The organism is Pantoea sp. X-Soil-ISGK-355 (genome assembly GCF_059730805.1).
Window position 1 is genome coordinate 3,026,112 of sequence record NZ_AP035971.1, and the last position, 24,909, is coordinate 3,051,020.

A 24,909-nucleotide genomic window follows, 5' to 3' on the forward strand; every position below is an offset into this window, starting at 1 on the left:
TTTTTGCCAAAAAAAAGCCGACTCTCTGGTCGGCTGTGCGATTTATTTGGTTCCGAAAATCTTGTCCCCGGCATCGCCGAGCCCGGGAATGATGTAACCCTTTTCGTTCAGTCCCTGATCCACTGACGCGGTGTAAAGCTCGACGTCAGGATGCGCTTTCTCCAGGGCGGCAATCCCCTCTGGTGCGGCAACCAGAACCAGCACTTTGATGCTGGTGCAGCCCGCTTTCTTCAGCAGGTCGATGGTGGCGATCATAGAGCCACCGGTCGCCAGCATCGGGTCGACCACCAGCGCCAGGCGCTCTTCAATGTTAGAGACCAGCTTCTGGAAATAAGGAACCGGCTCCAGCGTCTCTTCATCACGGTAAACACCCACCACGCTGATACGGGCGCTGGGAACGTGTTCAAGCACCCCTTCCATCATGCCCAGGCCGGCACGCAGGATCGGAACCACCGTGATTTTTTTGCCTTTAATCTGATCGATCTCTACCGGGCCGTTCCAGCCCTCAATGGTGACGCGCTCTGTTTCCAGATCGGCGGTCGCTTCGTAGGTCAGCAGGCTGCCCACTTCAGAGGCCAGCTCGCGAAAACGCTTTGTACTGATATCATGCTCACGCATCAGGCCCAGTTTATGTTTGACCAGCGGGTGTCTGACTTCCACGATCTTCATTGGTGTTCTCCCGGAATGAGTTGAGCTAAAAAAAAATCGCGGGATTATACCGCCTTTTGCGCGCTGCGCCACCTGCTCTTGCGCAAAGCCACGGGTTTTACCGGGACAAATAGAGGATTAATGAAAATCGCCTGATGCGCAATGCCGGACTCGCAAACGTTTGCCTGCACTGATAGAATTGCCGCGCTTTATTTTAAACCACCAACCGCAACTCGCGTGGGGACCTCGCAGTGACCGACAAAACCTCTCTCAGTTACAAAGACGCCGGTGTTGATATTGATGCTGGTAACGCTCTGGTTGACCGTATTAAAGGCGTAGTGAAAAAGACGCGTCGCCCGGAAGTGATGGGTGGACTGGGCGGTTTTGGTGCGCTTTGCGCGCTGCCGCAAAAATACCGTGAACCCGTGCTGGTCTCCGGCACCGATGGCGTTGGCACCAAGCTGCGTCTGGCGATGGATCTTAAACGTCACGATGCCATTGGCGTTGACCTGGTCGCGATGTGCGTCAACGACCTGGTGGTTCAGGGCGCCGAGCCGCTCTTCTTTCTCGACTACTACGCCACTGGCAAACTGGATGTGGATACCGCCTCTGCGGTGATCACCGGCATCGCCGAAGGGTGTCTGCAGTCGGGTTGTGCGCTGGTTGGCGGTGAAACCGCTGAGATGCCAGGCATGTATCACGGCGAAGATTACGACGTGGCCGGTTTCTGTGTCGGCGTGGTGGAAAAGTCAGAAATTATCGATGGCAGTAAGGTGCAGGATGGCGACGTGCTGATCGCCCTCGGCTCCAGCGGCCCGCACTCTAACGGCTATTCGCTGGTGCGTAAGATTCTGGAAGTCAGCAATATCGATCCGCTGGCTGAACAGCTGGAAGGTAAACCGCTGGCCGATCATCTGCTGGAACCGACCCGCATCTACGTGAAAAATATCCTGAGCCTGATTGAGCAGGTCGATGTGCACGCTATCGCGCACCTGACCGGCGGTGGCTTCTGGGAGAATATTCCGCGCGTGCTGCCCGACAACACCCAGGCCGTGATCGACGAGAAGAGCTGGCAGTGGCCGGCGGTCTTCAGCTGGTTACAGCAGGCGGGCAACGTCAGCCGCTTCGAGATGTACCGCACCTTTAACTGCGGCGTGGGCATGATCATCGCACTGAGCCCGACAGATGCGGACAACGCGATTGCGCTGATGCAGGCCGCGGGCGAGAAAGCCTGGAAGCTCGGCGTGATTAAAGCGTCTGATGCAGAAGAGCGTGTGGTCATCAACGGATGAAGAAGCTGGTTGTACTGATTTCCGGTAACGGAAGTAACCTTCAGTCCATCCTTGACGCCTGTGAGAGCGGGCGGATTCACGGCAGTGTCGCTGCCGTGTTCAGCAACCGTGCCGCCGCTTATGGCCTGACGCGGGCACAGGAGGCGGGGATCCCCGCCCACGCGCTTGCCGCCAGCGACTTCGCTGACCGCGAAGCTTTTGATCGTCAGCTCATCGCTGAAATCGAAGCCTACCGTCCGGATCTGATTGTGCTGGCGGGTTATATGCGCATTCTCAGCAGCGCATTTGTGGCGCATTTTCACGATCGACTGCTGAATATCCACCCTTCCCTGCTGCCGAAATATCCGGGTCTGCATACGCACCGTCAGGCACTGGAAAACGGCGACAGCGAACATGGCACCTCCGTGCATTTCGTCACTGACGAGCTGGATGGCGGTCCGGTGATCCTGCAGGCAAAAGTCCCGGTTTTTCCCGGCGACAGCGAAGCGGAGATTACGGAGCGGGTGCAGCATCAGGAGCATGCCATCTATCCGATGGTAATCGGCTGGTTTGTTGAGGGTCGTCTGGCGATGCGTGACGGCAAGGCCTGGCTGGATGGCGAACCGCTGCCGCCGCAGGGTTATGCTAACGGTTGATGCACTGGAAGCCAGGGCTTCTTATGAAGTACTGGCAGAGTAAAGGCTCAGGAAGCCTATGCCCTCCGTAAAGACGCAAAAAATGCCATCCATGGCAGCTCAGCACGGGCGATTACGCACCTCATACCTGAGGTGCGCCCGAAGCCGGCCCAACGTTTTGCGTTGTTCAAAAACGCACCCGGCGTTTTTGTCCATGGCCCGCGATGCTTTACTACGGGCATTGGCTCCCATCGCTTTAAGCCTATGAGCCGTCTGACACAAAAACCTGCTCTGCTCCCGTTGCTGGCTCAGCCGTAACGCCCCGTAATGTAATCTTCGGTCCGTCGCTGCTTCGGCGCGGTGAAAATCCGGTCGGTCTCATCAAACTCCACTAACGCGCCCTGATGCATAAACGCGGTGTAATCTGACACGCGCGACGCCTGCTGCATGTTGTGCGTTACCAGCACCAGCGTGAAATGCTGCTTGAGCGTGGTCATCAACTCTTCAATCACCAGTGTAGAAATCGGATCCAGCGCGGAAGTCGGCTCATCCAGCAGCAGCACTTCCGGCTCAATCGCGATGGCGCGGGCAATCACCAGCCGCTGCTGCTGTCCGGTGGAGAGCGTCAGCGCATTCTGTGACAGCTGGTCTTTCACCTCACTCCACAGCGCGGCTGCGCGCAGCGCACGCTCACAGGCTTCGTTCAGTATCCGCCGATCGCGCACACCCTGTAAACGCAGCCCGTAGACCACATTTTCATAAATCGATTTTGGAAAAGGATTAGGCCGCTGAAACACCATGCCGACCCGACGGCGCAGCGCGGAGAGATCCTGTTCGGGGCGCAGGATCGCCTGCGATCCCAGTAACACCTCACCCTCTACCCGGCAGTGGTCAATCACGTCGTTCATGCGATTAAAGCAGCGCAGCAGCGTCGACTTGCCACAGCCCGACGGGCCAATCAGCGCAGTAATCCTGTTTTTCGGCACCTGCAGAGAGATATCCTGCAGCGCCTGGCGCTCGCCATACCACAGCGACAGATGGTTAACGGTCAGCGCGATATCCGTGTCGGACGTCATAGTCATAGCCTGTTATTGAGTCATAAGACGATAGCGTTCACGCAGGCGGTGACGCAGGCCCATTGCCAGCAGATTAAGCGACAGAATAATCAGCACCAGCAGCAGCGCGGTGGCGAACACCAGCGGCCGGTCGGCTTCAATATTTGGACTCTGAAACGCCAGATCGTAAATCTGGAAGCCCAGATGCATGAACTTGCGATCCAGATGCAGATAAGGAAATACCGCGTCGACCGGCAGTTCCGGCACCATTTTCACCACGCCCACCAGCATCAGCGGCGCGGTTTCACCTGCTGCTCGCGCCACCGCCAGGATCAGGCCGGTGAGCATGGCCGGCACCGCCATCGGTAGCACCACGTTCCATAGCGTTTCCGCCTGGGTCGCGCCCAGCGCCAGCGAACCCTGCCGCAGGCTGTTGGGAATACGGGATAAGCCCTCTTCGGTCGCCACAATGACTACCGGCAGCGTCAGTAACGCCAGGGTCAGCGACGCCCAGAGTAAACCTGGCGTGCCGAAGGTGGGGTTGGGCAACGTGCTGGCAAAGAAGAGCTGATCAATCGTGCCGCCTGCCAGCCAGACAAAGAAGCCCAGACCAAATACCCCATAAACAATGGAAGGGACGCCGGCCAGATTGACCACCGCGATGCGTACCAGTCTGGTCAGCGCATTCCGTCCGGCATATTCATGCAGCCAGATAGCGGCGATAACGCCCAGCGGCATCACCACCACCGACATCAGCAGCACCATCAGCACGGTGCCGAAGATCGCCGGAAATGCGCCTGATTCACTTTCGCCCCCGGCGGGTGAATCACTGACGAAACGCCACAACTGATGCAGAAAATGCCCGGTTTTGCCGGTCAGCGTCATCGCGTTCGGCTTCCAGCTATCGACAATTTCGGTCAGCGGAATAGCATGTTCGTTGCCCTGCACATCCCGCAGGATTAACAGATCGCGCTGACTCTGCTGTTGCAGAGAAGCCAGTGTTTCACTCAGCTGATTAAAGCGCCGCTGCAACGCCGCCTGATTGGCCTGATATTCTGACTCTGCCTGCAGATCAAAGCGTCCGGCTGTCCGGTCTGTGGCCGCCTGCTCATCAAGCTCTTCGCGCTGGCTGTTAAGGCGCGCCATATCCACCCGGCGAATCTGGTTAGCCTGCCGCACCAGCATCTGCACCTGTCCAAGCCGCTGATGCAGTAGCGCATCGGGATCCTGCGCGGTCAGCTCTTCGTTATCTTCACGCAGGCCGACAAACCAGCCATAGGCCTGACCGTGGCTGCGCCGCTGCAGCACCATGACGTCCGGCGGCTGACTGACCTTCGCGGCCGCGCGGCTGTAGACCATGCGGAAATCGGGGGCGTCCCAGTCACGGTTACCGGTTTTAATCAGATAGCGATGCACCTGTCCGCCGTTGTTGCCCTGCTCATCGGCCGGAGCCGGGAAACGCCGCTGATGCTCCAGAGTTTCGCCCAGCAGGCGCGTTTCGCCACCTTCAGGCTGGCTGAAGGTATAGAGGTCCACACCCTGCGGCCAGAAAGCACGGACGCCCTGCCACGCCAGCAGCCCGATTAGCAGCGTAAAGGCCAGCAGGCAGACGGCGACAGCACCAGCCGTTAACCAGCGCCAGCGATCGTTCTGTCGCATCGCCTTCATGCCTGTTCCTCATGCTGGCTGTAGCGCTGACGCAGTCGCTGACGGATCAGCTCGGCAACCGTGTTAATCACCAGCGTAAACAGCAGCAGCATCAGGGCACTGAGAAACAGCACGCGATAGTGCGCACTGCCTGCTGCGGCTTCCGGCATCTCAATGGCGATATTGGCGGACAACGCGCGCAGGCCGCTGAACAGGCCACCTTCACTTTGCGGCGTGTTGCCGGTCGCCATCAGCAAAATCATGGTTTCTCCTACGGCACGTCCCAGACCGATCATCAGCGCGGCAAAAATCCCGGCGGAGGCACCCGGCAGTACGACGCGTGTCAGGGTTTGCCACGACGTTGCGCCCAGAGCCAGTGAACCCTGGCCCAGCGCCGCAGGTACGCTGAAGAGGGCATCTTCGGAGAGGGTGAAAATCAGCGGCACCAGCGCAAAGCCCATCGCCAGCGCGGCCACCAGCAGGTTGCGCTGCTCGTAATGCGGCAGCCAGTCGCCCGCATCCGGTATAAACAGGGTGGGCAGCCACAGCGTCAATAGCGTAACCAGCAGCAACAGCGGCAGCAGAATCAGTACCTCACGCCCCGGCTGACGCCAGCGCGGCGGTAAACGCGCGCTGAATACGCCACATAACAGCAGCGCGCCTGCCAGCGTTACGGGCAGCAGCAGTACACCCACCAGCGCCTGACCAATATGCGGCGCGAGCCAGATTCCGGCAATCAGCCCCACCACTACGCTTGGCAGCGCGCCCATCATCTCGATGGCCGGTTTAACCCAGCGCCGCAGCCCCGGTGCCATAAACCACGCGGTGTACATCGCTGCGGCCAGCGCCAGCGGCGTGGCAAACAGCAGCGCTAAACTGGCCGCTTTCAGCGTTCCCATCACCATTGGCATCAGGCTGAACTTAGCCTGATAGCTGTCACCGGCGGCGGTGGATTGCCAGACCCAATCGGGTTCGGGATAGTTTTCATACCAGATTTTCTGCCAGAAATTGCGCCAGGTGACGTCCGGCCACGGATTATCAAGCCGCAGGGTCTGCCAGCTTCCCGCCCGTTCAATCAGCAGGCTGTCGCCATGGGGCGAAAACTGCGACTGCACAATGCCAGGTTCCAGCTGACGCTGCAGTATCGGGCCGTTTTGCTTGCTGGCAAAGAGCCGCAGCATCCCCTGCTTACTGAGTGTGGCAAACACGCGACGCTGTGATTCTGTCACCAGAATCGTCTCGCCGTCGCTGTCGGCAAAGGTCCGGATACGCTGCAGGCGCGGCCCCTTGTCGCTGGCGATAGCAAACCATTGGGTGACGCCACTGCGATCCTGAATCAGCAGGCTTTTGCCGCCCACCAGCAGATGCAGACTTTGTGGGGGCTGCGACAGAGTATGCGTTTCGCGCAGCAGGGCATGGTCATCATCGAGCTGCCAGACCCGCAGCAGCGTGCCTTCGGTGGTGTAGAGCAGATCGCCGGACGGTGAGAGCGCCAGCAGATCCAGTTGGCGTTGCGGCAGCGGGATAACCGACGCCTGACGATCGGTGCCGAGCGTCAGCACCCGCAGGCCGGCCTCAGTGAGAGCAGCGATGCGCCACTGACCCGCATGACGCGTCGCCAGCGCCATCTTTGTCACGGCACCGTCGGGCAGATGAAAGGGTTTGTCGCCCAGCGGGAAGCGCCACTGCTGGTCAGTCGCAGGCTGCATCAGCGTCAGCGCGCCCTGCATATTCAGTAGCAGCGTCTGCCCATCAGCACTCTGCACCACCTCATCGGGCGCCGGGGTCAGCGCCAGCGCCGGCTCCGCAGGCTGACCATCCAGTGGAATAAAACGTGCTGCACCGTGCGCGCTGATACGCCAGCCGATATTGCCCTGATTGCCTATCGCTAAGGCGGGCGTACGATCCCAGAGTTGCTGGCTGGCCGCGATCTGCAGGCCCGGCGCATTAAACAGCGGTAATACCACGCCAATCAGCCAGCAGAACAGCAGCAGCATCAGCAGCAGGATCGCGACGCCACAGCAGGTGATCAGCCGCCGCGTCAGACGATCAACGGCACGACGCTTGCGATCGCTGAATTGGACAGGAATGTGGTTTGCGCTCATGCGGTTCCGGTAGCAGGCCAAAATAAGCCGCTATGTTGCCCGTAGCCGATTGATAAGACAACTCCTTGCGTTGGACAACGCTGCCATACTCTCGCCATAATGTTGATGGATACTGGATCTTCAGTCCTGCAACCGCTAAATGGAGTGAGAATGGGTCAGGTAAAGCTTTATATTGAAAAAGAATTAAGCTGGTTATCCTTTAATGAACGGGTTTTGCAGGAAGCAGCAGACAAAAGCAATCCACTGATTGAGCGGATGCGCTTTCTGGGCATCTACTCCAACAATCTCGACGAATTCTATAAAGTGCGTTTCGCCGACCTCAAACGCCGCATTCTGATTGGTGAAGAGCAGGGTTCTGCCAGTACGCCACGCCATCTTTTTAAAAAAATTCAGCAGCGCGTAATGAAGTCCGATCAGGAGTTTGATGCGCTTTATAACGATCTGCTGCTGGAAATGGCTCGCAACCAGATCTTCCTGATCAACGAACGTCAGCTCTCATCCAATCAGCAGGCGTGGCTGCGTCACTATTTCAAGCATGAGTTGCGCCAGCATATCTCCCCGATTCTGATCACCCAGGAAACGGATCTGACCGAATTCCTTAAAGATGACTACACCTATCTGGCGGTTGAGATCATTCGCGGTGACAATATTCAGTATGCGCTGCTGGAGATCCCGTCCGATAAAGTGCCGCGCTTCATCAATTTACCGGCAGAGCCACCGCGCCGCCGTAAACCGATGATCCTGCTGGATAACATTCTGCGTTACTGCCTGGATGACATTTTTAAAGGCTTCTATGACTTCGACGCGCTCAACGCCTATTCAATGAAAATGACGCGCGACGCCGAGTACGATCTGGTCACGGAGATGGAGTCGAGCCTGCTGGAGCTGATGTCCTCCAGCCTGAAGCAGCGACTGACGGCGGAACCAGTGCGTTTTGTCTATCAGCGCGATATGCCCGACACGATGGTGTCGCTGCTGTGCCACAAGCTTTCCATCTCTAACCTGGACTCCATCCTGCCAGGCGGCCGCTACCACAACTTCAAAGACTTTATCGGCTTCCCGAACGTCGGCAAAAATAACCTGGTGAACCGCCCGCTGCCGCAGATTCGCCACATCGGTTTTGATGGCTTCCGCAACGGCTTCGATGCGATTCGCGACCGCGACGTGCTGCTCTACTATCCGTACCACACCTTTGAACACGTGCTGGAACTGCTGCGTCAGGCGTCATTTGACCCCAGCGTGCTGGCGATCAAAATCAACATCTACCGCGTCGCGAAACACTCGCGCATCATGGATGCGATGATCCATGCCGCCTATAACGGTAAAAAAGTCACGGTGGTCGTTGAGCTGCAGGCACGCTTCGATGAAGAAGCCAACATCTATTGGGCGAAACGCCTGACCGAAGCGGGCGTGCATGTGATTTTCTCTGCACCTGGCCTGAAGATCCACGCCAAGCTGTTCCTGATCTCACGCCGCGAAGGCGAAGAGATTGTGCGCTACGCGCATATCGGCACCGGCAACTTTAACGAGAAGACCGCGCGGCTTTATACCGACTACTCACTGCTGACCGCGGATGCGCGCATCACCAATGAAGTACGTCGGGTGTTCAACTTTATTGAGAATCCTTATCGGCCCGTGACGTTCGATCACCTGATGGTGTCGCCACAGAACTCGCGCCGGATGCTGTATGAACTGATCGACACCGAAATTGCCAATGCACAGCAGAATAAGCCCTGCGGTATTACTCTGAAAATCAACAATCTGGTAGACAAAGGTCTGGTAGATCGGCTTTATACAGCCTCCAGCGTAGGGGTGAAGGTCAATCTTCTGGTGCGCGGAATGTGCTCATTAATCCCGGACCTGCCTGGGATCAGTGAAAATATTCGTGTCATCAGTATTGTTGACCGTTATCTGGAACACGATCGCGTCTATATTTTTGAGAATGGCGGCGATAAGAAGGTGTTCCTCTCCTCCGCTGACTGGATGACACGTAACATTGATTACCGCATCGAAGTGGCCGTGGCGATTCTCGATCCCCACATCCGGCAGCGCATACTCGACATTATTGCTATTCAGTTAAGTGATACGGTGAAAGCCCGCATCGTCGATAAAGAGTTGAGTAACCATTACGTCCAGCGTGGCAATCGCCGTAAAGTGCGCTCGCAGCTGGCCATCTATGATTACATCAAGAAACTGGAACAACCTGAATAAATCCTATGCCAATTTCTCATAAAAGTACGCCAAAACCCCAGGAGTTTGCGGCGATTGACCTGGGCTCGAACAGTTTCCATATGGTGATTGCGCGGGTTGTCGATGGTGCGATGCAGGTACTGGGCCGCCTTAAACAGCGCGTCCATCTGGCTGACGGGCTGGATGCTCAACATAACCTCAGCGAAGAGGCGATGGAGCGCGGCTTAGCCTGTCTGGCGCTGTTTGCCGAGCGCCTGCAGGGCTTCAGCCCCAGCAACGTGACGATTGTCGGCACCCATACGCTGCGCGAGGCGGTTAACGCCGAAACCTTCCTGCAGCGTGCGGCTGAAGTGATCCCCTATCCGATCGAAGTGATTTCAGGTCATGAAGAGGCGCGTCTGATCTTTATGGGTGTTGAGCACACGCAGCCAGAGAAAGGTCGCAAGCTGGTGATCGACATCGGCGGCGGCTCTACCGAGCTGGTGATTGGCGAGGATTTTGAACCGCAACTGGTTGAGAGCCGGCGCATGGGATGCGTCAGTTTCGCCCAGCTCTATTTCCCGAAAGGCGAAATCAGCCGTGAAAACTTCCGTCGCGCCCGCTTAGCGGCGGCGCAGAAGCTGGAAACGCTGGCGTGGCAATATCGTCTGCATGGCTGGCAATATGCGCTGGGTGCGTCCGGCACCATCAAGGCCGCCTGCGAAGTGCTGCAGGCAATGGATGAGAAAGAGAAGCTGATTACGCCTGAGCGCCTCGAAAAGCTCTATGACGAGGTGATGAAACATAAATCCTTTGCGGCCCTCAGCCTGCCGGGCCTGTCAGAAGAGCGCAAAGGCGTGTTTGTACCCGGACTGGCGATTCTGTGTGGCGTCTTTGATGCGCTGGCGATTCGCGAGCTGCGTCTTTCTGATGGTGCGCTGCGTGAAGGCGTGCTCTATGAGATGGAGGGCCGTTTCCGCCATCAGGATATTCGCAGCCGTACAGCACAAAGTCTGGCGAATCATTACGCCATCGACAGCGATCAGGCGCGCCGCGTGCTGGATACCACCGAGCAGCTTTATCTGCAGTGGCGCGAGCAGAACCCGAAACTGGCCAATCCGCAGCTGGCAGCCCTGCTGAAGTGGGCGGCGATGCTGCACGAAGTGGGTCTGACAATTAATCACAGCGCCCTGCAACGTCATTCCGCCTACATTTTGCAAAACACCAACCTGCCTGGCTTCAATCAGGATCAGCAGATGCTGCTGGCGGCGCTGGTCAGATTCCACCGCAAAGCAGTGAAGCTCGACGAGTTGCCGCGCGTGACGCTGTTTAAGAAAAAGCAGTTTGTGCCGCTGATTTTCCTGCTGCGCCTGGGTACTCTGCTGAATAATCAGCGTCAGGCTACTACGCGTCCGGATGCGTTAACCCTGAAATGCGATGACGGCCACTGGACGCTGATTTTCCCGGCGGGCTACTTCACCCAGAACAACCTGGTTCAGCTCGATCTGGAACGTGAGCAGGTTTACTGGAACGACGTAACAGGATGGAAGCTGATCCTCGAAGAAGAAGCCTGACAACCCGGGCGCCTTGCGCCCGTTTAACTGAATTGATGAATATGACACAACCAACTGCACCCCTTTCAGCCGAAAACTATTTTGCCGAAACCTATGGTTTAACGCCGCCCCACTCTGAAGTGGTTGCGGCGCTGCCCCAGCTCAACGTCGGCAAGGCGCTTGATCTGGGCTGTGGCGTGGGACGCAATACGCTGTTTCTGAACCAGCACGGCTTTGACGTCACGGCATGGGACCATAATCCGCAAAGCCTGGCGCGCCTGCAGGAAATTATTGCGCAGGAAAATCTCAGCGGTATTCATACCGAGCAGCGCGACCTGAACAACACGCGCTTTAACGGCGGCTTCAACTTTGTGCTGTCGACCGTGGTGATGATGTTCCTGCAGCCGCAGACCATTCCACAGCTGATTGCCGACATGCAGGCCTGTACGGTCAGGGAGGGTTACAACCTGATTGTGGCAGCGATGAACACGGAAGATATGCCCTGCCCGGCTGATTTCGCTTTTGCTTTTAAGTCGGGCGAGCTGAGCCATTATTACCGCAACTGGCACATCGTGAAGTACAATGAACATCCCGGTCAGCTGCATCGCAAAGATGAAAATGGCAACCGCATTACCTGCCGCTTTGCGACGCTGCTGGCGCAAAAAGCGAGTTACTGATCTTTATCTGCTGTTTTTTTCAACAGCGATTGATTTCATCAGGCGACTGTGACTAAATATTGCAGTCGCCCCTGATGGGGTCATTACAGGAACCACCCCGCGTGAACAGCGCTATTTCTCCCCGAAGACGTCAAAAAACCGGCACCATGACCCGCATTGTGCTGTTGATCAGTTTTATCATTCTCTTTAGTCGCCTGATATTTATCCTGCCCGCTGCCTTCGAGCATCACCAGCAACAGAAAGCGATTCCTGAACCCGTTACCGTCACATCAGGTGATACGCGCTAACAAATACTGATTTTTCGCCTGAAAGACGCCTTAAAAGTAAATGTTATCCAGACAACTGGACTCTTTTTTGCATCCCTTTTTCAGGCGAAACGCTACACTTCGTGCTGGTGCTTTCAGACTAAAGGGATCCAATGTGTCTGCCTCTCACTCTCAACGTTTAAGTGAAATACGTCATCGCATTCTGACGCTGCTGCTCAACGAGCACGATCTGGTTGATTCTCTGCTGGCGAAATCCGGCGATCTCAATCCTGAACAGCAACGTGAAAATGCGGCCCAGCGTGATGCGCTGGAACAGGACATTCTGCAACTGCATGCCGCTGACCTCGCGGATATTCTCGAAGCCCTGCCCGAAGAGGAGCGTCAGGCGCTATGGCGGCTGGTGCCGAATGAGCGGCGCGGACACGTACTGGTCGAAGCCTCTGAAACGGTCTGGGCCAGCCTCACCGAGGAGATGAGCGATCGCGATATTCTGCGTGCTATCCAGCCGCTGGATATCGACGACCAGGTCTGGCTGGCGCGTTATCTGCCGCGTGACCTGACCGGACGTCTGCTGGCGACCGTGGAGCCTGCTCTGCGCGCCCGCATGTTCGATATGGTACAGCTCGATCGCGATCGCGTGGGCCGGGTGATGGATTTCAATATTCTGACGGTGCGCGACGATGTCACGCTGGCAACGGTACAGCGTTTTCTGCGTAAGCGTAAAGACATGCCAAACGGCACGGATAAGCTGTTTATCACCAATAAAGACAACCAGCTGCTGGGCGAGCTGATGCTGACGGATATCCTGCTTAACAAACCTAAAACCCTGGTCAGCGACGTCATGAACGCGCGCCCGACCACCTTCCAGCTCAACGATAAGGCCGAAGATGCCGCCAGTGCCTTTGAGCGTTATAACCTGATCTCTGCCGCCGTCACTGACGCAAAAGGCAAACTGATTGGCCGTGTGACCATTGAAGACATCATCGACCTGGTGAATGCCGAAAACGAAAGCAACATCCGTAAAATGGGCGGTATCAGTCAGGAAGAGGATGTTTTCGCGCCGGTGCGTAAATCGGTGCGTAAACGCTGGGCCTGGCTGGCGATTAATCTCTGTACCGCCTTTGTCGCCTCGCGGGTCATCGGACTGTTTGAAGGAACGATTTCACAGATCGTCGCCCTCGCCACCCTGATGCCGATTGTCGCGGGTATCGGTGGCAACACCGGTAATCAGACCATTACCATGATTGTGCGGGCGCTGGCCTTACATCAGGTTGAACCGGGCAACTTTTCGTTTTTGATCGTCCGCGAGCTTGGCGTGGCGCTGATCAACGGCCTGTTCTGGGGCGGCATCATGGGCGGCATCACCTGGCTGATGTATGACAATATGGCGCTTGGCGGCGTTATGATGCTGGCCATGGCGCTTAATCTGCTGCTGGCCGCGCTGATGGGCGTGCTGGTGCCGCTGGTCATGACTAAAATGAATCGCGATCCCGCCGTTGGCTCCAGCGTATTGATCACCGCCCTTACCGATACCGGCGGCTTCTTTATCTTCCTGGGACTGGCAACGATCTTCCTGCTGCCGCACTGATCAGGTGTGAAGGCCGTAACGTTGCAGCGATCCATTAAGATTGCGCTGCCGCGTTACCTGCGCCAGCTCACGGGTGGCCGCAGGCAGCGCATAATTGCCGCGCTGGCTCAGCCACTCCAGTACATCCGACAGGTGCCAGATGGCAGTTTTACCGTCATGCACCGGCAGCGGAAACGGCGGGCGGTGGCTAAGCATCAGTTTGCGCATATTCTGTCGCGTCATGCCGATGATCTCCGCCACGTCTGTCAGGCCCACAAAATCGGGTGCCGCTTCCACCAGTGTGGCACCCGGTATCGCGCGCAGTACATCCTCTTCCGCCTGCTTTAATACGTCCGTTGCAGAGTCAGACTCCCGGCTGAACTCAAATGCTATTCGCCCTGGCATCCCCAGGCCGATCAGCGCATCATCACAGCCTGCTGCTGCCAGCGTTTCAAGCAGTTCATCCACCGGCGCATGCCCTTCCGGCAGGCTGAACCGCAGCGTAAAACAATATTCCATATGCCTCTCCTTGTGCTGTGTCAGGACTTCAGATAATGACAGTTATCGACCACGCGCCGCAGCGCACGGGCATGTTGATGTACATTTTTCGGTGTACTCCAGATACAGGTCAGACAGAACTCCCCGCATCGGCACATCAACAGATTTTTTGGACAGTACATTTTGCCCCAGGCATGATGGCCTCCGGTAACCACCAGCCAGCCGTGGGATTCAGCGTAACGTAATGCCATCTCTATCTCTTTACTGGGATGCCGCTTCCTTGCCATATGTCCCCCCTATGCTGACGCCGAATGTGTGAGTTGTCAACTGACAACTCAATGAATATTTCTTAACGCGGTTCAGCATGCGGAGACTTTTTCTCGCAGTAAAACAGTCAGGGTATAAACTGGAAAACGTCACGCAAAAAACGATCGGCAGCAGTAACGATAATTAATGGAGGCAATATGTTTAAAGCAGAGGATTTTGTTCAGTCCAAAACCGGCGGCCCTAAAATGCAGGTGCTGCGCGTGGAAGGCGACACCCTGTGGTGCGCGCGCGTTGATGATGCAGCGAAGAAAGAGATCGAAGTAAAGGCAGAGAGCGTCAACCTCTATCACGAAGAGGGTGACTTTGGCGTGTGCTGAGGCAAAACGGCCCCTGACGGGGCCATATTGTCAGGGCTTATCCTGCTGAAGATTGTCGTTGCCCAGACCGCCAATAAACGGCAGCCGCAGCCGGAACGGCGAAAAATCGAGTCCCATGTTCAGACCCAGCAGGTTCATTTCAAATCCCTCTTCTGCACCCAGTGTCACGCCCGCTACGCCCAGAATCGACACCTGCACACCGCGCCCGGATGGCGGCAGCCCGACAGGACGCCACAGTGGCCGGTAATCTTTGCCCAGCGCATTGGCGGGGAGATCAAGCCTCAGGGCTGGCACTTCGCGGCCAATGTGCGCCAGGAAAGTATTGCTGTTCGGTCCTGGCCAGGCACGGTAGGTTGTCGGCCACGGATACGAGTTAATGGCGGCTTCTATCTGCGGGATCATCGCTTCGGCTTCCGGTCCGCGATGTTCCACCAGCAGCCGCGGTTTTGCGCCATACCAGTAGCCATCTGGCAGGTTGGTGTTACGGCGAACCTTATCGCCGCTGCCCCAGCTAATCACTTCATAACGCGTGTAGTGCGTTTCACCCGCACGTTTAAAAATGATCCAGGGATGCACCGCCACCCGCCCTTTCCAGCCATAGGTCGGCGCAGCGTAGACCTGGACGATAGCCAGGCTATATAAAGCGCGCGGATCGGGCGCTATGCCAGCCGAATCGCGCCGGGCAGTCGCCCAGCCACCTGGCTCTGAACTTTCGCCGTGACGCGCTGCCTGCGCAATGCTGGCTCCGAGCGATAACAGCAGTACGGCAACAAAAAACAGGCTGAACACTTTCAGTGAGAGCATGACAACATTCCTGGTGACGTAAAAATCACGAAACGCCTGATCAGCAGGCGGTTTCAGTAAGCGGTGGCGTTGGGATACAGACAATCGGTGAAAGCGGCGGATAAAAGCGGGACACCAATGACGTCAGTTGCGGGCTTTTACTGCATGGAGGATAGCGTAATTTCCGGCAAAGTGAACAGGAAAACACCAGCGATGGGTGTGGATGTGGTGAAAGGTTAAAACAGCGAGTCTGCGCACGGTCAGAGCAATAAAAAAAGCCCGCTTGGGAGCGGGCTTCAGAATTATCAGAGATTACCTGGCTGAGGCCTGGTTATTCCCACTCGATCGTCGCCGGTGGCTTACCGCTGATGTCATACACCACGCGGGAGATGCCGTCGACTTCATTGATGATGCGGTTAGAGACACGGCCAAGGAAATCATATGGCAGGTGCGCCCAGTGTGCGGTCATAAAGTCGATGGTTTCCACCGCACGCAGCGAGACAACCCAGTCATACTTACGGCCATCACCCATCACGCCGACCGAACGAACCGGCAGGAAAACGGTGAACGCCTGGCTGACTTTGTTGTAGAGATCCGCTTTGTGCAGCTCTTCAATGAAGATAGCATCGGCACGACGCAGCAGGTCGCAATACTCTTTCTTCACTTCGCCCAACACGCGCACACCCAGACCCGGACCCGGGAACGGATGGCGGTAGAGCATATCGTACGGCAGGCCCAGCTCCAGACCAATTTTGCGCACTTCGTCTTTGAACAGCTCTTTCAGCGGCTCAACCAGGCCCATCTTCATCTCTTTCGGCAGGCCACCGACGTTGTGGTGCGATTTGATCACGTGCGCTTTACCGGTGGCTGAGGCCGCCGATTCAATCACGTCCGGATAGATGGTGCCCTGCGCCAGCCACTTCACGTCCTGCAGCTTAAGCGCTTCTTCGTCGAACACTTCCACAAAGACGCGACCAATGGTTTTACGCTTGGCTTCAGGCTCATCGATACCCGCCAGCGCATCCAGAAAACGCATTTCAGCCGGTACATGGATAATGTTGAGACCGAAGTGGTCGCCAAACATATCCATCACCTGCTGTGCTTCGTTCAGACGCAGCAGACCGTTATCCACAAACACGCAGGTCAGACGATCACCAATAGCGCGATGCAGCAGCATCGCCGTGACAGAGGAGTCCACACCACCTGACAGACCGAGGATTACTTTGTCGTTACCCACCTGCTCACGCAGGCGCTCAACGGCATCTTCGATAATTTTGGCAGGCGTCCACAGGGCTTCACATTCACAGATGTCGATGATGAAGCGCTCGAGCATCCGCAGACCCTGGCGGGTGTGAGTCACTTCCGGATGGAACTGCACGCCGTAGAAACGCTTCTCTTCGTTGGCCATGATGGCGAACGGACAGGTTTCTGTGCTGGCCACGGTGACGAAGTCAGCCGGGATCGCCGTGACTTTGTCACCGTGGCTCATCCAGACATCCAGCAGCGGTTTACCGGCGGCGCTGATCGCATCTTCAATGTCGCGAACCAACGCACTTGGTGTGGTGACTTCGACCTGCGCATAACCGAATTCGCGCTCGTTTGAGCCAGCAACGGTGCCGCCCAGTTGCATCGCCATGGTCTGCATACCGTAGCAGACGCCCAGCACCGGCACGCCAGCGCTGAAGACATAGTCAGGTGCGCGCGGGCTGTTCAGTTCGGTGGTGCTTTCCGGGCCGCCTGAAAGGATGATACCGCTTGGATTGAACTGGCGGATCTGCTCTTCGGTGACATCCCATGCCCAGAGTTCACAGTAAACGCCAAGCTCGCGCACGCGGCGGGCAACCAGCTGAGTATATTGTGAGCCGAAATCGAGAATCAGAATGCGGTGCTTATGGATATTTTCCGTCGTCATTGAGGGGTTTCCAGAACGGTGACTTGATCAATAAAAGCGCCCGGCATGAGCCGGGCGGGAAATCGGGATTATGAACCCATGCGGTAGTTTGGTGACTCTTTGGTGATGGTCACGTCATGCACGTGGCTCTCATTGATGCCCGCGCCGCTGATGCGGACAAATTCCGCTTTAGTGCGCAGGTCGTCAATGGTCGGGCAACCGGTCAGGCCCATGCACGAACGCAGGCCGCCCATCTGCTGATGTACGATCTCTTTCAGACGGCCTTTATAGGCCACGCGGCCTTCGATACCTTCCGGCACCAGTTTGTCAGCGGCGTTATCGGTCTGGAAGTAACGGTCAGAAGAGCCTTTGGACATCGCGCCCAGTGAGCCCATGCCGCGATAGGATTTGAATGAACGGCCCTGATAGAGTTCGATTTCGCCCGGTGACTCTTCGGTCCCCGCCAGCATGGAACCCACCATCACACAGGACGCACCGGCGGCGATCGCTTTGGCGATGTCACCAGAGAAACGGATACCGCCATCGGCAATGACCGGAATGCCGGTGCCTTCCAGCGCGGTGACCGCGTCAGAAACGGCAGTGATCTGCGGAACGCCCACACCGGTGACAATACGGGTCGTACAGATAGAGCCAGGGCCGATACCGACTTTAACGGCACTGACGCCTGCCGCGACCAGCGCCAGTGCGCCTGCACCAGTGGCGACGTTACCGCCGACAATTTCCAGGTCCGGATATTTAGCACGGGTTTCACGGATACGTGACAGCACGCCTTCAGAATGGCCGTGTGAAGAGTCAATCAGCAGCACGTCAACGCCCGCTGCGACCAGCGCATCAATACGCTCTTCGTTACCGGCACCGGCACCCACCGCTGCACCCACACGCAGACGACCCTGCGCATCTTTACAGGCGTTAGGTTTGCGTTCGGCTTTCTGGAAGTCTTTAACGGTAATCATGCCCAGCAGATGGAAGCTGTCATCCACGACCAGCGCTTTCTCAACGCGCTTTTCGTGCATTTTATGCAGCACCACATCGCGCGCTTCGCCCTCTTTCACCGTCACCAGACGATCTTTCGGGGTCATAACCGCAGAGACCGGCTGAGAAAGGTCAGTCACAAAGCGCACGTCACGACCGGTGATGATACCCACCAGTTCGTTGTCGCGGTTAACGACCGGGTAGCCCGCAAAGCCGTTGCGCTCGGTCAGCACTTTAACATCAGCCAGGGGTGTCGTTGGCAGAACGGTCTGGGGTTCAGTAACCACGCCGCTTTCATGTTTCTTCACCTTGCGCACTTCGTCCGCCTGGCGTTCAATCGACATGTTTTTATGGATGAAGCCAAGACCGCCTTCCTGTGCCAGCGCAATCGCCAGACCCGCTTCGGTCACGGTATCCATGGCAGCGGAGAGCATAGGAATATTTAAACGGATATTTTTGGTCAGCTGAGTGCTGAGATCGGCCGTATTCGGCAGGACGGTGGAGTGTGCAGGGACGAGCAGAACGTCGTCAAAAGTGAGTGCTTCTTTAGCGATTCTTAACATGGCAATACTCCACCTCGGGTGATTGAGAATAGATAAAATATTGCCGCGGCATTATACAGGCCGTAATCGATTGCCTCCAGCATTATTTACGAAAAACCCTTGATCCGCACTGACAGCCCTGTAGTATCGATGAATTAACCTGCTGATTTGGAATTTGATCTTCGTCACATGTCGCTGCCATCTACTGCCAATATTTTTACCGTCAGCCGTCTCAATACGACAGTGCGTCAGCTGCTGGAGAAAGAGATGGGCCTGGTCTGGATCAGCGCTGAGATCTCCAACTTCACCCAACCGGCTTCCGGTCACTGGTACTTCACGCTGAAAGATGATGGCGCTCAGGTTCGCTGCGCCATGTTCCGCAACAGCAATCGTCGCGTCACCTTCCGTCCCCAGCATGGTCAGCAGGTACTGGTACGCGCTAACATTACCCTCTATGAACCTCGTGGTGACTATCAGCTGATTGCCGAAAGCATGCATCCGGCGGGGGAAGGCTTGCTGCAGCAGCAGTTTGAACTGCTGAAAGCAAAGCTGGCGAGCGAAGGCTTATTTGAGCCACAGCATAAGCAACCGCTGCCGGAACCGGCGCGTCAGGTCGGGGTGATCACCTCCTCCTCCGGCGCGGCGCTGCACGATGTGTTACGCGTCCTGCATCGCCGGGATCCCTCCCTGCCCGTGGTCATCTACCCGACCGTGGTACAGGGCGTCGATGCGCCAGCCGCTATTGTCCGGGCAATTGAAATTGCCAACCTGCGTAACGAGTGCGATGTGTTAATCGTCGGGCGCGGCGGCGGTTCGCTGGAAGATTTATGGAGCTTTAACGACGAACGGGTGGCGCGCGCCATTTTTGCCAGCCGCATTCCCATCGTCAGCGCCGTCGGTCATGAAACCGACGTCACCATTGCCGACTTCGTCGCCGATTTACGCGCCCCTACCCCTTCAGCAGCCGCAGAAATTGTCAGCCGCAACCAGCTGGAGCTGTTGCGCCAGTTGCAGTCGCAGCAGCAGCGGCTGGAGATGGCGATGGATTACTACCTGGCGTGCCAGCAGCGGCTTTACACGCGTCTTGAGCATCGCCTGCAGCAGCAGCATCCGCAGCTGCGGCTGGCCCGTCAGCAGACCGCCCTGTTCCGCCTGCAACAGCGTCTGGGTGAAGCGATGGAAACGCGCCTTCGTCAGGCCACACGTCAGCAGGATCGCCTGGCGCATCGACTCAACGCCCGGCAGCCGCAGCAGCGTCTGTTCGAGGCGCAAAAACAGCTGCAAAGCTGGCACTATCGCCTGCAGCAGAGCATGGCAACGCAGCTGAACAGCAATAAACAACAGTTTGGTCAGCTGGTCGCACAGCTCGAAGGTGTCAGCCCGCTGGCAACGCTGGCGCGTGGTTTTAGCGTGACCACCGACATCGCCGGTCAGGTGGTGAAGCAAACCGCACAGCTTCAGAGCGGCGACCTGCTGCGCACCCGTCTGGATGATGGCTGGGTTGAAAGCCAGGTGACGCAGCTGTTACCTGAGAAAAAGCGCCGCCGCAAAACCACCTCCTGACGCTGCCCGCCAACTTACATTTCTCCATTAACAACTGGTCTCACATATCAGGACCACCTGGTCTGGCAGGCTATTTTTATGACTAATTTTTGCTACCAGGCGTTCTCATATAATCCGTCAGAATGATTGTCTGAAAAATAAGCGCTGCCGCAAATCCGCTCCCTGATACTGACTCTGCGCGCCTCCTCACATTTTTCCAATTACCGCTGGCCTCACTCATGAGGTCTAACCAGCCAGACGGGTCTATACTTTTGACTCATTCCTTTTTGCCAAGGAGTCTCACATGGCTTACTGCGTTATTCCTCCCTATATCCTTCGCAAGATTATCGCTCACAGTTCCGGCCATCAGCAGGCGCAGGCGCGCCGCACCCTGACGCACGTTCAGCACCTGATGGCGGAACACTGGCAAAAATCGACTGGCGTGAAAACGGCGGCGGGCGGTCATGTTGACCGTGAAATTTATGATGCCCAGAGCCAGGAAACCCTGCCGGGTAAGCTGGTTCGTCAGGAAGGCCAGCCAGGTAATGATGACGTCGCGGCTGAAGAAGCCTGGGACTACCTTGGCGTCACCTATGACTTCTTCTGGCAGGCGTATCAGCGTAATTCGCTGGATGGTCAGGGCCTGAAGTTGCTGGGTACCGTGCACTACGGTGAGAAATACCAGAACGCCTTCTGGAACGGTCAACAGATGGTATTTGGCGATGGTGACGGCGAAATTTTTAATCGCTTTACCATTGCGATTGACGTTGTGGCCCACGAACTGGCGCATGGCGTCACGGAAAACGAAGCCGGGTTGATCTACTTTGAGCAGGCTGGTGCACTGAATGAGTCGCTGTCGGATGTTTTTGGCTCGCTGGTAAAACAGTTCAGCAAAAAGCAGCGTGCGGATGAAGCAGACTGGATTATTGGTGAAGGCCTGCTGGCGAAGGGTATTAATGGGCGTGGTCTGCGGTCGATGTCTGAACCCGGCACCGCCTACGATGACCCGCTGCTGGGCAAAGATCCGCAACCGGCACACATGGATCACTACGTGAAAACCCGTGAAGATAATGGCGGTGTTCATATCAACTCCGGCATTCCTAACCGGGCCTTTTATCTGGCGGCCAAAGCGCTGGGGGGTTATGCCTGGGAACAGGCGGGATATGCCTGGTATGACACGGTGTGTGACGACGAACTGCCACAGGATGCGGATTTCAAAACCTTTGCCCGCTTCACCATTGAGCATGGTAAAAAGCGGTTCAATGAGTCGGTCAGCAGTGCTATTGAACAGGCGTGGAAGGAGGTTGGCGTGCTATGAGTGAACTGCCCGAACTCACAGATGATGCCACCATCATCGTCGCGCGTGAAGGCGGCATGGCCTTTATTCCGGGGCTGCGCGCCGAACGACGCTTTATGCTTGGCGAGTTGCCGGCGCCAGAAAAACAGCGCGTCTGTCATGCGCTGGAGCAGGCAATGCCGCTGGGCGAACCCGAGGAGAAAGCCGCGCAGGTGGGCAGTGGCGATCAGCGTTATTTCCGTATCCAGATTCAGTATGCCACCCGCCGTGAGGTAGGCACTATTGTGCTGCTGATTCCGGAACAGGTCGCGCCGCCGGAGCTAAAAGCGCTGTGGCACGACGGAAAATAAGCAAATAAAAAGGGCCGACAATGTCGGCCCTTTTCCTTATGCGTTATTACTTGCTGTCTGGCAGCGCGTAAGCAATCACGTAATCACCGCGGTCCGGTGACTGACGTGCGCCACCAGCTGAAATCAGGATGTACTGCTTACCATCTTTCGGTGAAACGTAGCTCATCGGGCCACCCTGACTGCCAACCGGCAGGCGTGCTTTCCACACCTCTTTACCGGTTGAAGAATCAAAGGCACGCAGATAGTAATCCTGGGTACCGGCGATGAACACCAGGCCACCCTGTGTTGCCAGCGTACCGCCCAGCGTTGGCATACCAACTGGCATTTTCACGCGCATTTTGATGCCAAATGGACCGGTATCCTGCACGGTGCCGACCGGCACCTGCCAGACGATTTTCTGGGTTTTCAGGTCAATCGCCGACAGCGTACCAAACGGCGGCTTCTGACAAGGAATGCCCAGCGGCGACATAAAGCGGTTTTTATTCACTGCATAAGGCGTGCCTTTCAGCGGAACGGCACCCATACCGGTGTTAATTGCTTCGCCGCCGTTGCTGCCACGGGCAATGCTGCTGGTATCCGCCGGGATCATCTGAACCCACAGGCCCAGACGCATGTCATTGACGAACAGCAGATGGTTGTTCGGATCGATCGACATGCTGCCCCAGTTCATACCCCCAAGCGAACCCGGGAAGCTCAGCGACTTGTCGGTGTCTGGCACGGTGAACAGTCCGTCATAGCGCATCGATTTGAAGGCGACACGGCAGGCAAGCTGATCAAACGGCGTTGCACCCCACATGTCAGACTCTTTCAGCGTCTGGTTGCCAATCTGCGGCATTCCGGTCGAGTGTGGCTGTGTTTTCGTGTACTGCTCGTTCGGAATATGGCCCTGCGGCATCGGCAGTTCTTCGACTTTGGTCAGCGGCTTGCCGGTCATACGGTCAAGCACGAAGATCATGCCGGTTTTACCACCAATCACCACCGCTGGCGTGGTGCTGCCATCTTTCTGCGGGAAGTCGATCAGGCTTGGCTGCATCGGCAGGTCGAAGTCCCACAGATCGTTATGTACGGTCTGATAGACCCACTTCTCTTTACCGGTAGTCGCATCCAGCGCCAGCACCGAAGCACCGTATTTGTGATCCAGTTCGGTACGGTTCGCACCCCAGAGGTCAACCGACGAACTGCCCATCGGGATGAACACGGTGTTCATTGCCGGGTCGTAAGACATCGGCGCCCAGGAGTTCGGCGTACTGCGGGTGTAATCTTTACCCGGCATCAGAATCGCATTCGGGTCAACATTGCCTGGGTCAAATGCCCAGCGCATTTTACCGGTGATAACGTCAAAGCCACGCAGCACACCACCAGGCATATCAGTCTGCACGTTATCTGCGACACGCCCCCCCACCACGACGGTGGTGCCCGCCAGCGTTGGCGCTGACGTCAGCTGATACTGTGGATCCGGTGCCTGGCCCAGTCCCGCTTTAAGATCAACGATGCCGTGATCGCCGAAGTTTTCACAGAACTCACCGTTGTCGGCGTTGATCGCAATCAGACGCGCGTCGATGGTGTTCATCAGAATACGACGCTGGCAGCTGTCACCAGCTGGCAGCACAGCGGCTGGTACAGGTGAAGAACCCGGCTTATCCGGCTGTTGCAGCGGCCTGGTTACGTCAAAGTAAGCCAGACCACGGCAGCGCGGCCAGACGTCTGCTTTGGCATTGATTTCACGTTTCCAGATCTGTTTACCCGTATTGGCTTCAACGGCGATGACGTTGTTGTGCGGCGTACAGAGGTAAAGGGTGTTACCAATCTGCAATGGCGTCTGCTGATCTTCTGCGCCGTTTCCGGTCGGGCTGACAGGCGTATCACCAGTGTGGAAGGTCCAGGCAACTTTCAAATCCTTCACGTTATCGCGGGTAATCTGGTCCAGCGCCACAAAGCGGCTGCCCTGCGGGGTATTACCGTAATTATCCCAGTCTTTCTGCTGTCTGGTTTTATCAACCGGGATCAGTGGCAGCTCTTCGCCGGTGCCGGCAACGGTAGGATGGGGCTGGAACATCTGTACCAGCGTGACCACCATGCCTGCCGCCAATAGCGCAGAGAAGGCGTAAGAGGGTTTTGCCAGTGAGTGCTTACCTTCGTGCTTACGCAGTGAAGGCCAGATCAGGAAGGCCAGCAGCATCAGCCCGGCAGGCACCATCAGGCGAGAGACCAGCGGCCAGAACTCCAGACCCGCATCGAACAGCGACCAGATCAGGGTGCCGACAAAGACCAGCAGGAACAGAACCACTGCCGATGATTTGCGACGGAAGAATTGAATTGCGGAGAGTACAGTGACGATACCCGCAATTAAAAAGTACCTGCTGCCGCCAAGGGCTACCAGTTTACCGCCGCCAATGGCAAAAAACAGACCGGTAGCAAGCAGCACCAGTCCGAGCAGCACGGATGCGATTCCCAGCCCCTTTCCGGAGCGGGAGGATGTTTCAGCCATAACACTTACTCTCCTGAATAAACAGAGCATCCGGACTGTTGCCGTCCGGACTCTGGCGCGTTATGCACGTCCGCGCAGAGCATTGCTCTGTTTCAAAACGAATATAAACAGACCCGCGTCCGTGAGAATCTGTGGGCCGGAAGAGCACGGATGTGGCTGACCCCTCCCACGACGCGGCAGGATTGTACCACCTGGTACATTACAGAGTGAACATATACAACGCGTTTGTTACGGAGTAATAGCATTTTTGCTACAAAAAGGGCCAGGAATCGCTCTGCCTTATTTGAC

The 24,909-nt window shown here is 56.7% G+C and carries 21 protein-coding genes; 11 read left to right on the plus strand and 10 right to left on the minus strand.

All coding sequences use genetic code 11. The annotated features are described in order from the left end of the window. Nucleotides 1-42: 42 nt before the first annotated feature. On the minus strand, nucleotides 43-669 hold the full coding sequence (gene upp / locus AC6I8J_RS13875) for a uracil phosphoribosyltransferase (RefSeq protein WP_009088774.1): 627 nt from the start codon (nucleotides 667-669) through the stop codon (nucleotides 43-45). Nucleotides 670-899: 230 nt separating this feature from the next. Here upp and purM point away from each other — a divergent pair, with 230 nt between their 5' ends. Together purM and purN are read left to right on the plus strand one after the other, a co-directional pair. Then, the gene (gene purM / locus AC6I8J_RS13880; RefSeq protein ID WP_497825484.1) at nucleotides 900-1,940 is read left to right on the plus strand and encodes a phosphoribosylformylglycinamidine cyclo-ligase; all 1,041 of its coding nucleotides are present in this window, start codon (nucleotides 900-902) and stop codon (nucleotides 1,938-1,940) included. Then, nucleotides 1,937-2,575, plus strand: coding sequence for a phosphoribosylglycinamide formyltransferase (gene purN / locus AC6I8J_RS13885; RefSeq protein ID WP_161734310.1), 639 nt, complete (start codon nucleotides 1,937-1,939; stop codon nucleotides 2,573-2,575). Before purM ends, purN begins: the two co-directional genes overlap by 4 nt. A 287-nt stretch (nucleotides 2,576-2,862) precedes the next feature. On the opposite strand, the gene pstB is transcribed toward purN, so the two are convergent. The 3 genes from pstB to AC6I8J_RS13900 are packed head-to-tail and all read right to left on the minus strand — an operon-like array spanning nucleotide 2,863 to nucleotide 7,361. Further along, a complete protein-coding gene (pstB, locus tag AC6I8J_RS13890; protein ID WP_480343787.1) occupies nucleotides 2,863-3,630 on the minus strand; it encodes a phosphate ABC transporter ATP-binding protein PstB in 768 nt (255 codons plus the stop codon). Nucleotides 3,631-3,642: 12 nt separating this feature from the next. Continuing rightward, entirely contained in the window at nucleotides 3,643-5,277 is a 1,635-nt protein-coding gene (pstA, locus tag AC6I8J_RS13895) for a phosphate ABC transporter permease PstA (protein WP_497825485.1), read from the minus strand. Continuing rightward, the gene (locus tag AC6I8J_RS13900; protein WP_497825486.1) at nucleotides 5,274-7,361 is read right to left on the minus strand and encodes an ABC transporter permease subunit; all 2,088 of its coding nucleotides are present in this window, start codon (nucleotides 7,359-7,361) and stop codon (nucleotides 5,274-5,276) included. The genes pstA and AC6I8J_RS13900 overlap by 4 nt, the downstream gene beginning before the upstream one ends. Nucleotides 7,362-7,511: 150 nt before the next feature. Between AC6I8J_RS13900 and ppk1 the strand changes: the two genes are divergently transcribed. From ppk1 to mgtE, 5 genes are all read left to right on the plus strand, one after another. Next, on the plus strand, nucleotides 7,512-9,572 hold the full coding sequence (gene ppk1 / locus AC6I8J_RS13905; RefSeq protein WP_161734318.1) for a polyphosphate kinase 1: 2,061 nt from the start codon (nucleotides 7,512-7,514) through the stop codon (nucleotides 9,570-9,572). A gap of 5 nt (nucleotides 9,573-9,577) precedes the next feature. Next, nucleotides 9,578-11,104: an exopolyphosphatase gene (gene ppx / locus AC6I8J_RS13910; RefSeq protein ID WP_161734320.1), complete on the plus strand. Its 1,527-nt coding sequence runs from the start codon at nucleotides 9,578-9,580 to the stop codon at nucleotides 11,102-11,104. Between the two features lie 41 nt (nucleotides 11,105-11,145). Beyond that, complete coding sequence (tehB, locus tag AC6I8J_RS13915; protein WP_285088150.1) at nucleotides 11,146-11,760, plus strand: tellurite resistance methyltransferase TehB; 615 nt, start codon at nucleotides 11,146-11,148, stop codon at nucleotides 11,758-11,760. A 101-nt stretch (nucleotides 11,761-11,861) separates the two neighbouring features. Continuing rightward, nucleotides 11,862-12,047: a YfgG family protein gene (locus tag AC6I8J_RS13920; protein ID WP_013358709.1), complete on the plus strand. Its 186-nt coding sequence runs from the start codon at nucleotides 11,862-11,864 to the stop codon at nucleotides 12,045-12,047. A gap of 133 nt (nucleotides 12,048-12,180) precedes the next feature. Next, on the plus strand, nucleotides 12,181-13,614 hold the full coding sequence (mgtE, locus tag AC6I8J_RS13925; RefSeq protein WP_497825487.1) for a magnesium transporter: 1,434 nt from the start codon (nucleotides 12,181-12,183) through the stop codon (nucleotides 13,612-13,614). Here mgtE and AC6I8J_RS13930 read toward each other — a convergent pair whose 3' ends face one another. After that, nucleotides 13,615-14,112 (minus strand): helix-turn-helix transcriptional regulator, encoded by a 498-nt coding sequence (locus tag AC6I8J_RS13930; protein WP_161734326.1) that lies wholly within the window; start codon nucleotides 14,110-14,112, stop codon nucleotides 13,615-13,617. A 20-nt stretch (nucleotides 14,113-14,132) separates the two neighbouring features. Next, entirely contained in the window at nucleotides 14,133-14,378 is a 246-nt protein-coding gene (locus AC6I8J_RS13935; protein ID WP_135907869.1) for a hypothetical protein, read from the minus strand. 177 nt (nucleotides 14,379-14,555) lie between these two features. Between AC6I8J_RS13935 and AC6I8J_RS13940 the strand changes: the two genes are divergently transcribed. After that, nucleotides 14,556-14,735 carry a GDFGVC terminal motif YodC-like protein gene (locus AC6I8J_RS13940; RefSeq protein WP_022624131.1) on the plus strand — a complete coding sequence of 60 codons (180 nt, stop codon included), beginning with the start codon at nucleotides 14,556-14,558 and terminating at the stop codon, nucleotides 14,733-14,735. A 30-nt stretch (nucleotides 14,736-14,765) separates the two neighbouring features. Here the strand turns inward: AC6I8J_RS13940 and AC6I8J_RS13945 are convergent, their stop codons facing one another. The 3 genes from AC6I8J_RS13945 to guaB all read right to left on the minus strand — a co-directional run bounded on the left by AC6I8J_RS13945 (nucleotide 14,766) and on the right by guaB (nucleotide 18,965). Beyond that, nucleotides 14,766-15,539, minus strand: coding sequence for a DUF3750 domain-containing protein (locus AC6I8J_RS13945; RefSeq protein ID WP_161734328.1), 774 nt, complete (start codon nucleotides 15,537-15,539; stop codon nucleotides 14,766-14,768). Between the two features lie 310 nt (nucleotides 15,540-15,849). Further along, nucleotides 15,850-17,430 (minus strand): glutamine-hydrolyzing GMP synthase, encoded by a 1,581-nt coding sequence (gene guaA, locus AC6I8J_RS13950; protein ID WP_161734330.1) that lies wholly within the window; start codon nucleotides 17,428-17,430, stop codon nucleotides 15,850-15,852. A 68-nt stretch (nucleotides 17,431-17,498) separates the two neighbouring features. Continuing rightward, nucleotides 17,499-18,965, minus strand: coding sequence for an IMP dehydrogenase (guaB, locus tag AC6I8J_RS13955; protein WP_161734332.1), 1,467 nt, complete (start codon nucleotides 18,963-18,965; stop codon nucleotides 17,499-17,501). A gap of 168 nt (nucleotides 18,966-19,133) precedes the next feature. On the opposite strand from guaB, the gene xseA reads away from it, so the two are divergent. The 3 genes from xseA (at nucleotide 19,134) to AC6I8J_RS13970 (ending at nucleotide 22,133) form a co-directional block, all read left to right on the plus strand. After that, nucleotides 19,134-20,507: an exodeoxyribonuclease VII large subunit gene (gene xseA, locus AC6I8J_RS13960; protein WP_497825488.1), complete on the plus strand. Its 1,374-nt coding sequence runs from the start codon at nucleotides 19,134-19,136 to the stop codon at nucleotides 20,505-20,507. Nucleotides 20,508-20,790: 283 nt separating this feature from the next. Beyond that, nucleotides 20,791-21,804 carry a M4 family metallopeptidase gene (locus AC6I8J_RS13965; RefSeq protein WP_161734334.1) on the plus strand — a complete coding sequence of 338 codons (1,014 nt, stop codon included), beginning with the start codon at nucleotides 20,791-20,793 and terminating at the stop codon, nucleotides 21,802-21,804. Then, a complete protein-coding gene (locus AC6I8J_RS13970; protein ID WP_161734336.1) occupies nucleotides 21,801-22,133 on the plus strand; it encodes a protealysin inhibitor emfourin in 333 nt (110 codons plus the stop codon). The genes AC6I8J_RS13965 and AC6I8J_RS13970 overlap by 4 nt, the downstream gene beginning before the upstream one ends. Nucleotides 22,134-22,179: 46 nt before the next feature. Here the strand turns inward: AC6I8J_RS13970 and AC6I8J_RS13975 are convergent, their stop codons facing one another. Next, nucleotides 22,180-24,621 (minus strand): glucose/quinate/shikimate family membrane-bound PQQ-dependent dehydrogenase, encoded by a 2,442-nt coding sequence (locus AC6I8J_RS13975; protein ID WP_222925132.1) that lies wholly within the window; start codon nucleotides 24,619-24,621, stop codon nucleotides 22,180-22,182. Nucleotides 24,622-24,909: the final 288 nt, after the last annotated feature.

Excerpts from the sequence above, each read along its gene's own strand:
- upp (WP_009088774.1), bottom strand. The coding sequence starts at position 669 with ATGAAGATCGTGGAAGTCAGACACCCGCTGGTCAAACATAAACTGGGC.
- purN (WP_161734310.1), top strand. The coding sequence starts at position 1,937 with ATGAAGAAGCTGGTTGTACTGATTTCCGGTAACGGAAGTAACCTTCAG.
- pstB (WP_480343787.1), bottom strand. The coding sequence starts at position 3,630 with ATGACGTCCGACACGGATATCGCGCTGACCGTTAACCATCTGTCGCTG.
- pstA (WP_497825485.1), bottom strand. The coding sequence starts at position 5,277 with ATGAAGGCGATGCGACAGAACGATCGCTGGCGCTGGTTAACGGCTGGT.
- AC6I8J_RS13900 (WP_497825486.1), bottom strand. The coding sequence starts at position 7,361 with ATGAGCGCAAACCACATTCCTGTCCAATTCAGCGATCGCAAGCGTCGT.
- ppk1 (WP_161734318.1), top strand. The coding sequence starts at position 7,512 with ATGGGTCAGGTAAAGCTTTATATTGAAAAAGAATTAAGCTGGTTATCC.
- ppx (WP_161734320.1), top strand. The coding sequence starts at position 9,578 with ATGCCAATTTCTCATAAAAGTACGCCAAAACCCCAGGAGTTTGCGGCG.
- tehB (WP_285088150.1), top strand. The coding sequence starts at position 11,146 with ATGACACAACCAACTGCACCCCTTTCAGCCGAAAACTATTTTGCCGAA.
- AC6I8J_RS13930 (WP_161734326.1), bottom strand. The coding sequence starts at position 14,112 with ATGGAATATTGTTTTACGCTGCGGTTCAGCCTGCCGGAAGGGCATGCG.
- AC6I8J_RS13935 (WP_135907869.1), bottom strand. The coding sequence starts at position 14,378 with ATGGCAAGGAAGCGGCATCCCAGTAAAGAGATAGAGATGGCATTACGT.
- AC6I8J_RS13940 (WP_022624131.1), top strand. The coding sequence starts at position 14,556 with ATGTTTAAAGCAGAGGATTTTGTTCAGTCCAAAACCGGCGGCCCTAAA.
- AC6I8J_RS13945 (WP_161734328.1), bottom strand. The coding sequence starts at position 15,539 with ATGCTCTCACTGAAAGTGTTCAGCCTGTTTTTTGTTGCCGTACTGCTG.
- guaA (WP_161734330.1), bottom strand. The coding sequence starts at position 17,430 with ATGACGACGGAAAATATCCATAAGCACCGCATTCTGATTCTCGATTTC.
- guaB (WP_161734332.1), bottom strand. The coding sequence starts at position 18,965 with ATGTTAAGAATCGCTAAAGAAGCACTCACTTTTGACGACGTTCTGCTC.
- xseA (WP_497825488.1), top strand. The coding sequence starts at position 19,134 with ATGTCGCTGCCATCTACTGCCAATATTTTTACCGTCAGCCGTCTCAAT.
- AC6I8J_RS13965 (WP_161734334.1), top strand. The coding sequence starts at position 20,791 with ATGGCTTACTGCGTTATTCCTCCCTATATCCTTCGCAAGATTATCGCT.
- AC6I8J_RS13970 (WP_161734336.1), top strand. The coding sequence starts at position 21,801 with ATGAGTGAACTGCCCGAACTCACAGATGATGCCACCATCATCGTCGCG.
- AC6I8J_RS13975 (WP_222925132.1), bottom strand. The coding sequence starts at position 24,621 with ATGGCTGAAACATCCTCCCGCTCCGGAAAGGGGCTGGGAATCGCATCC.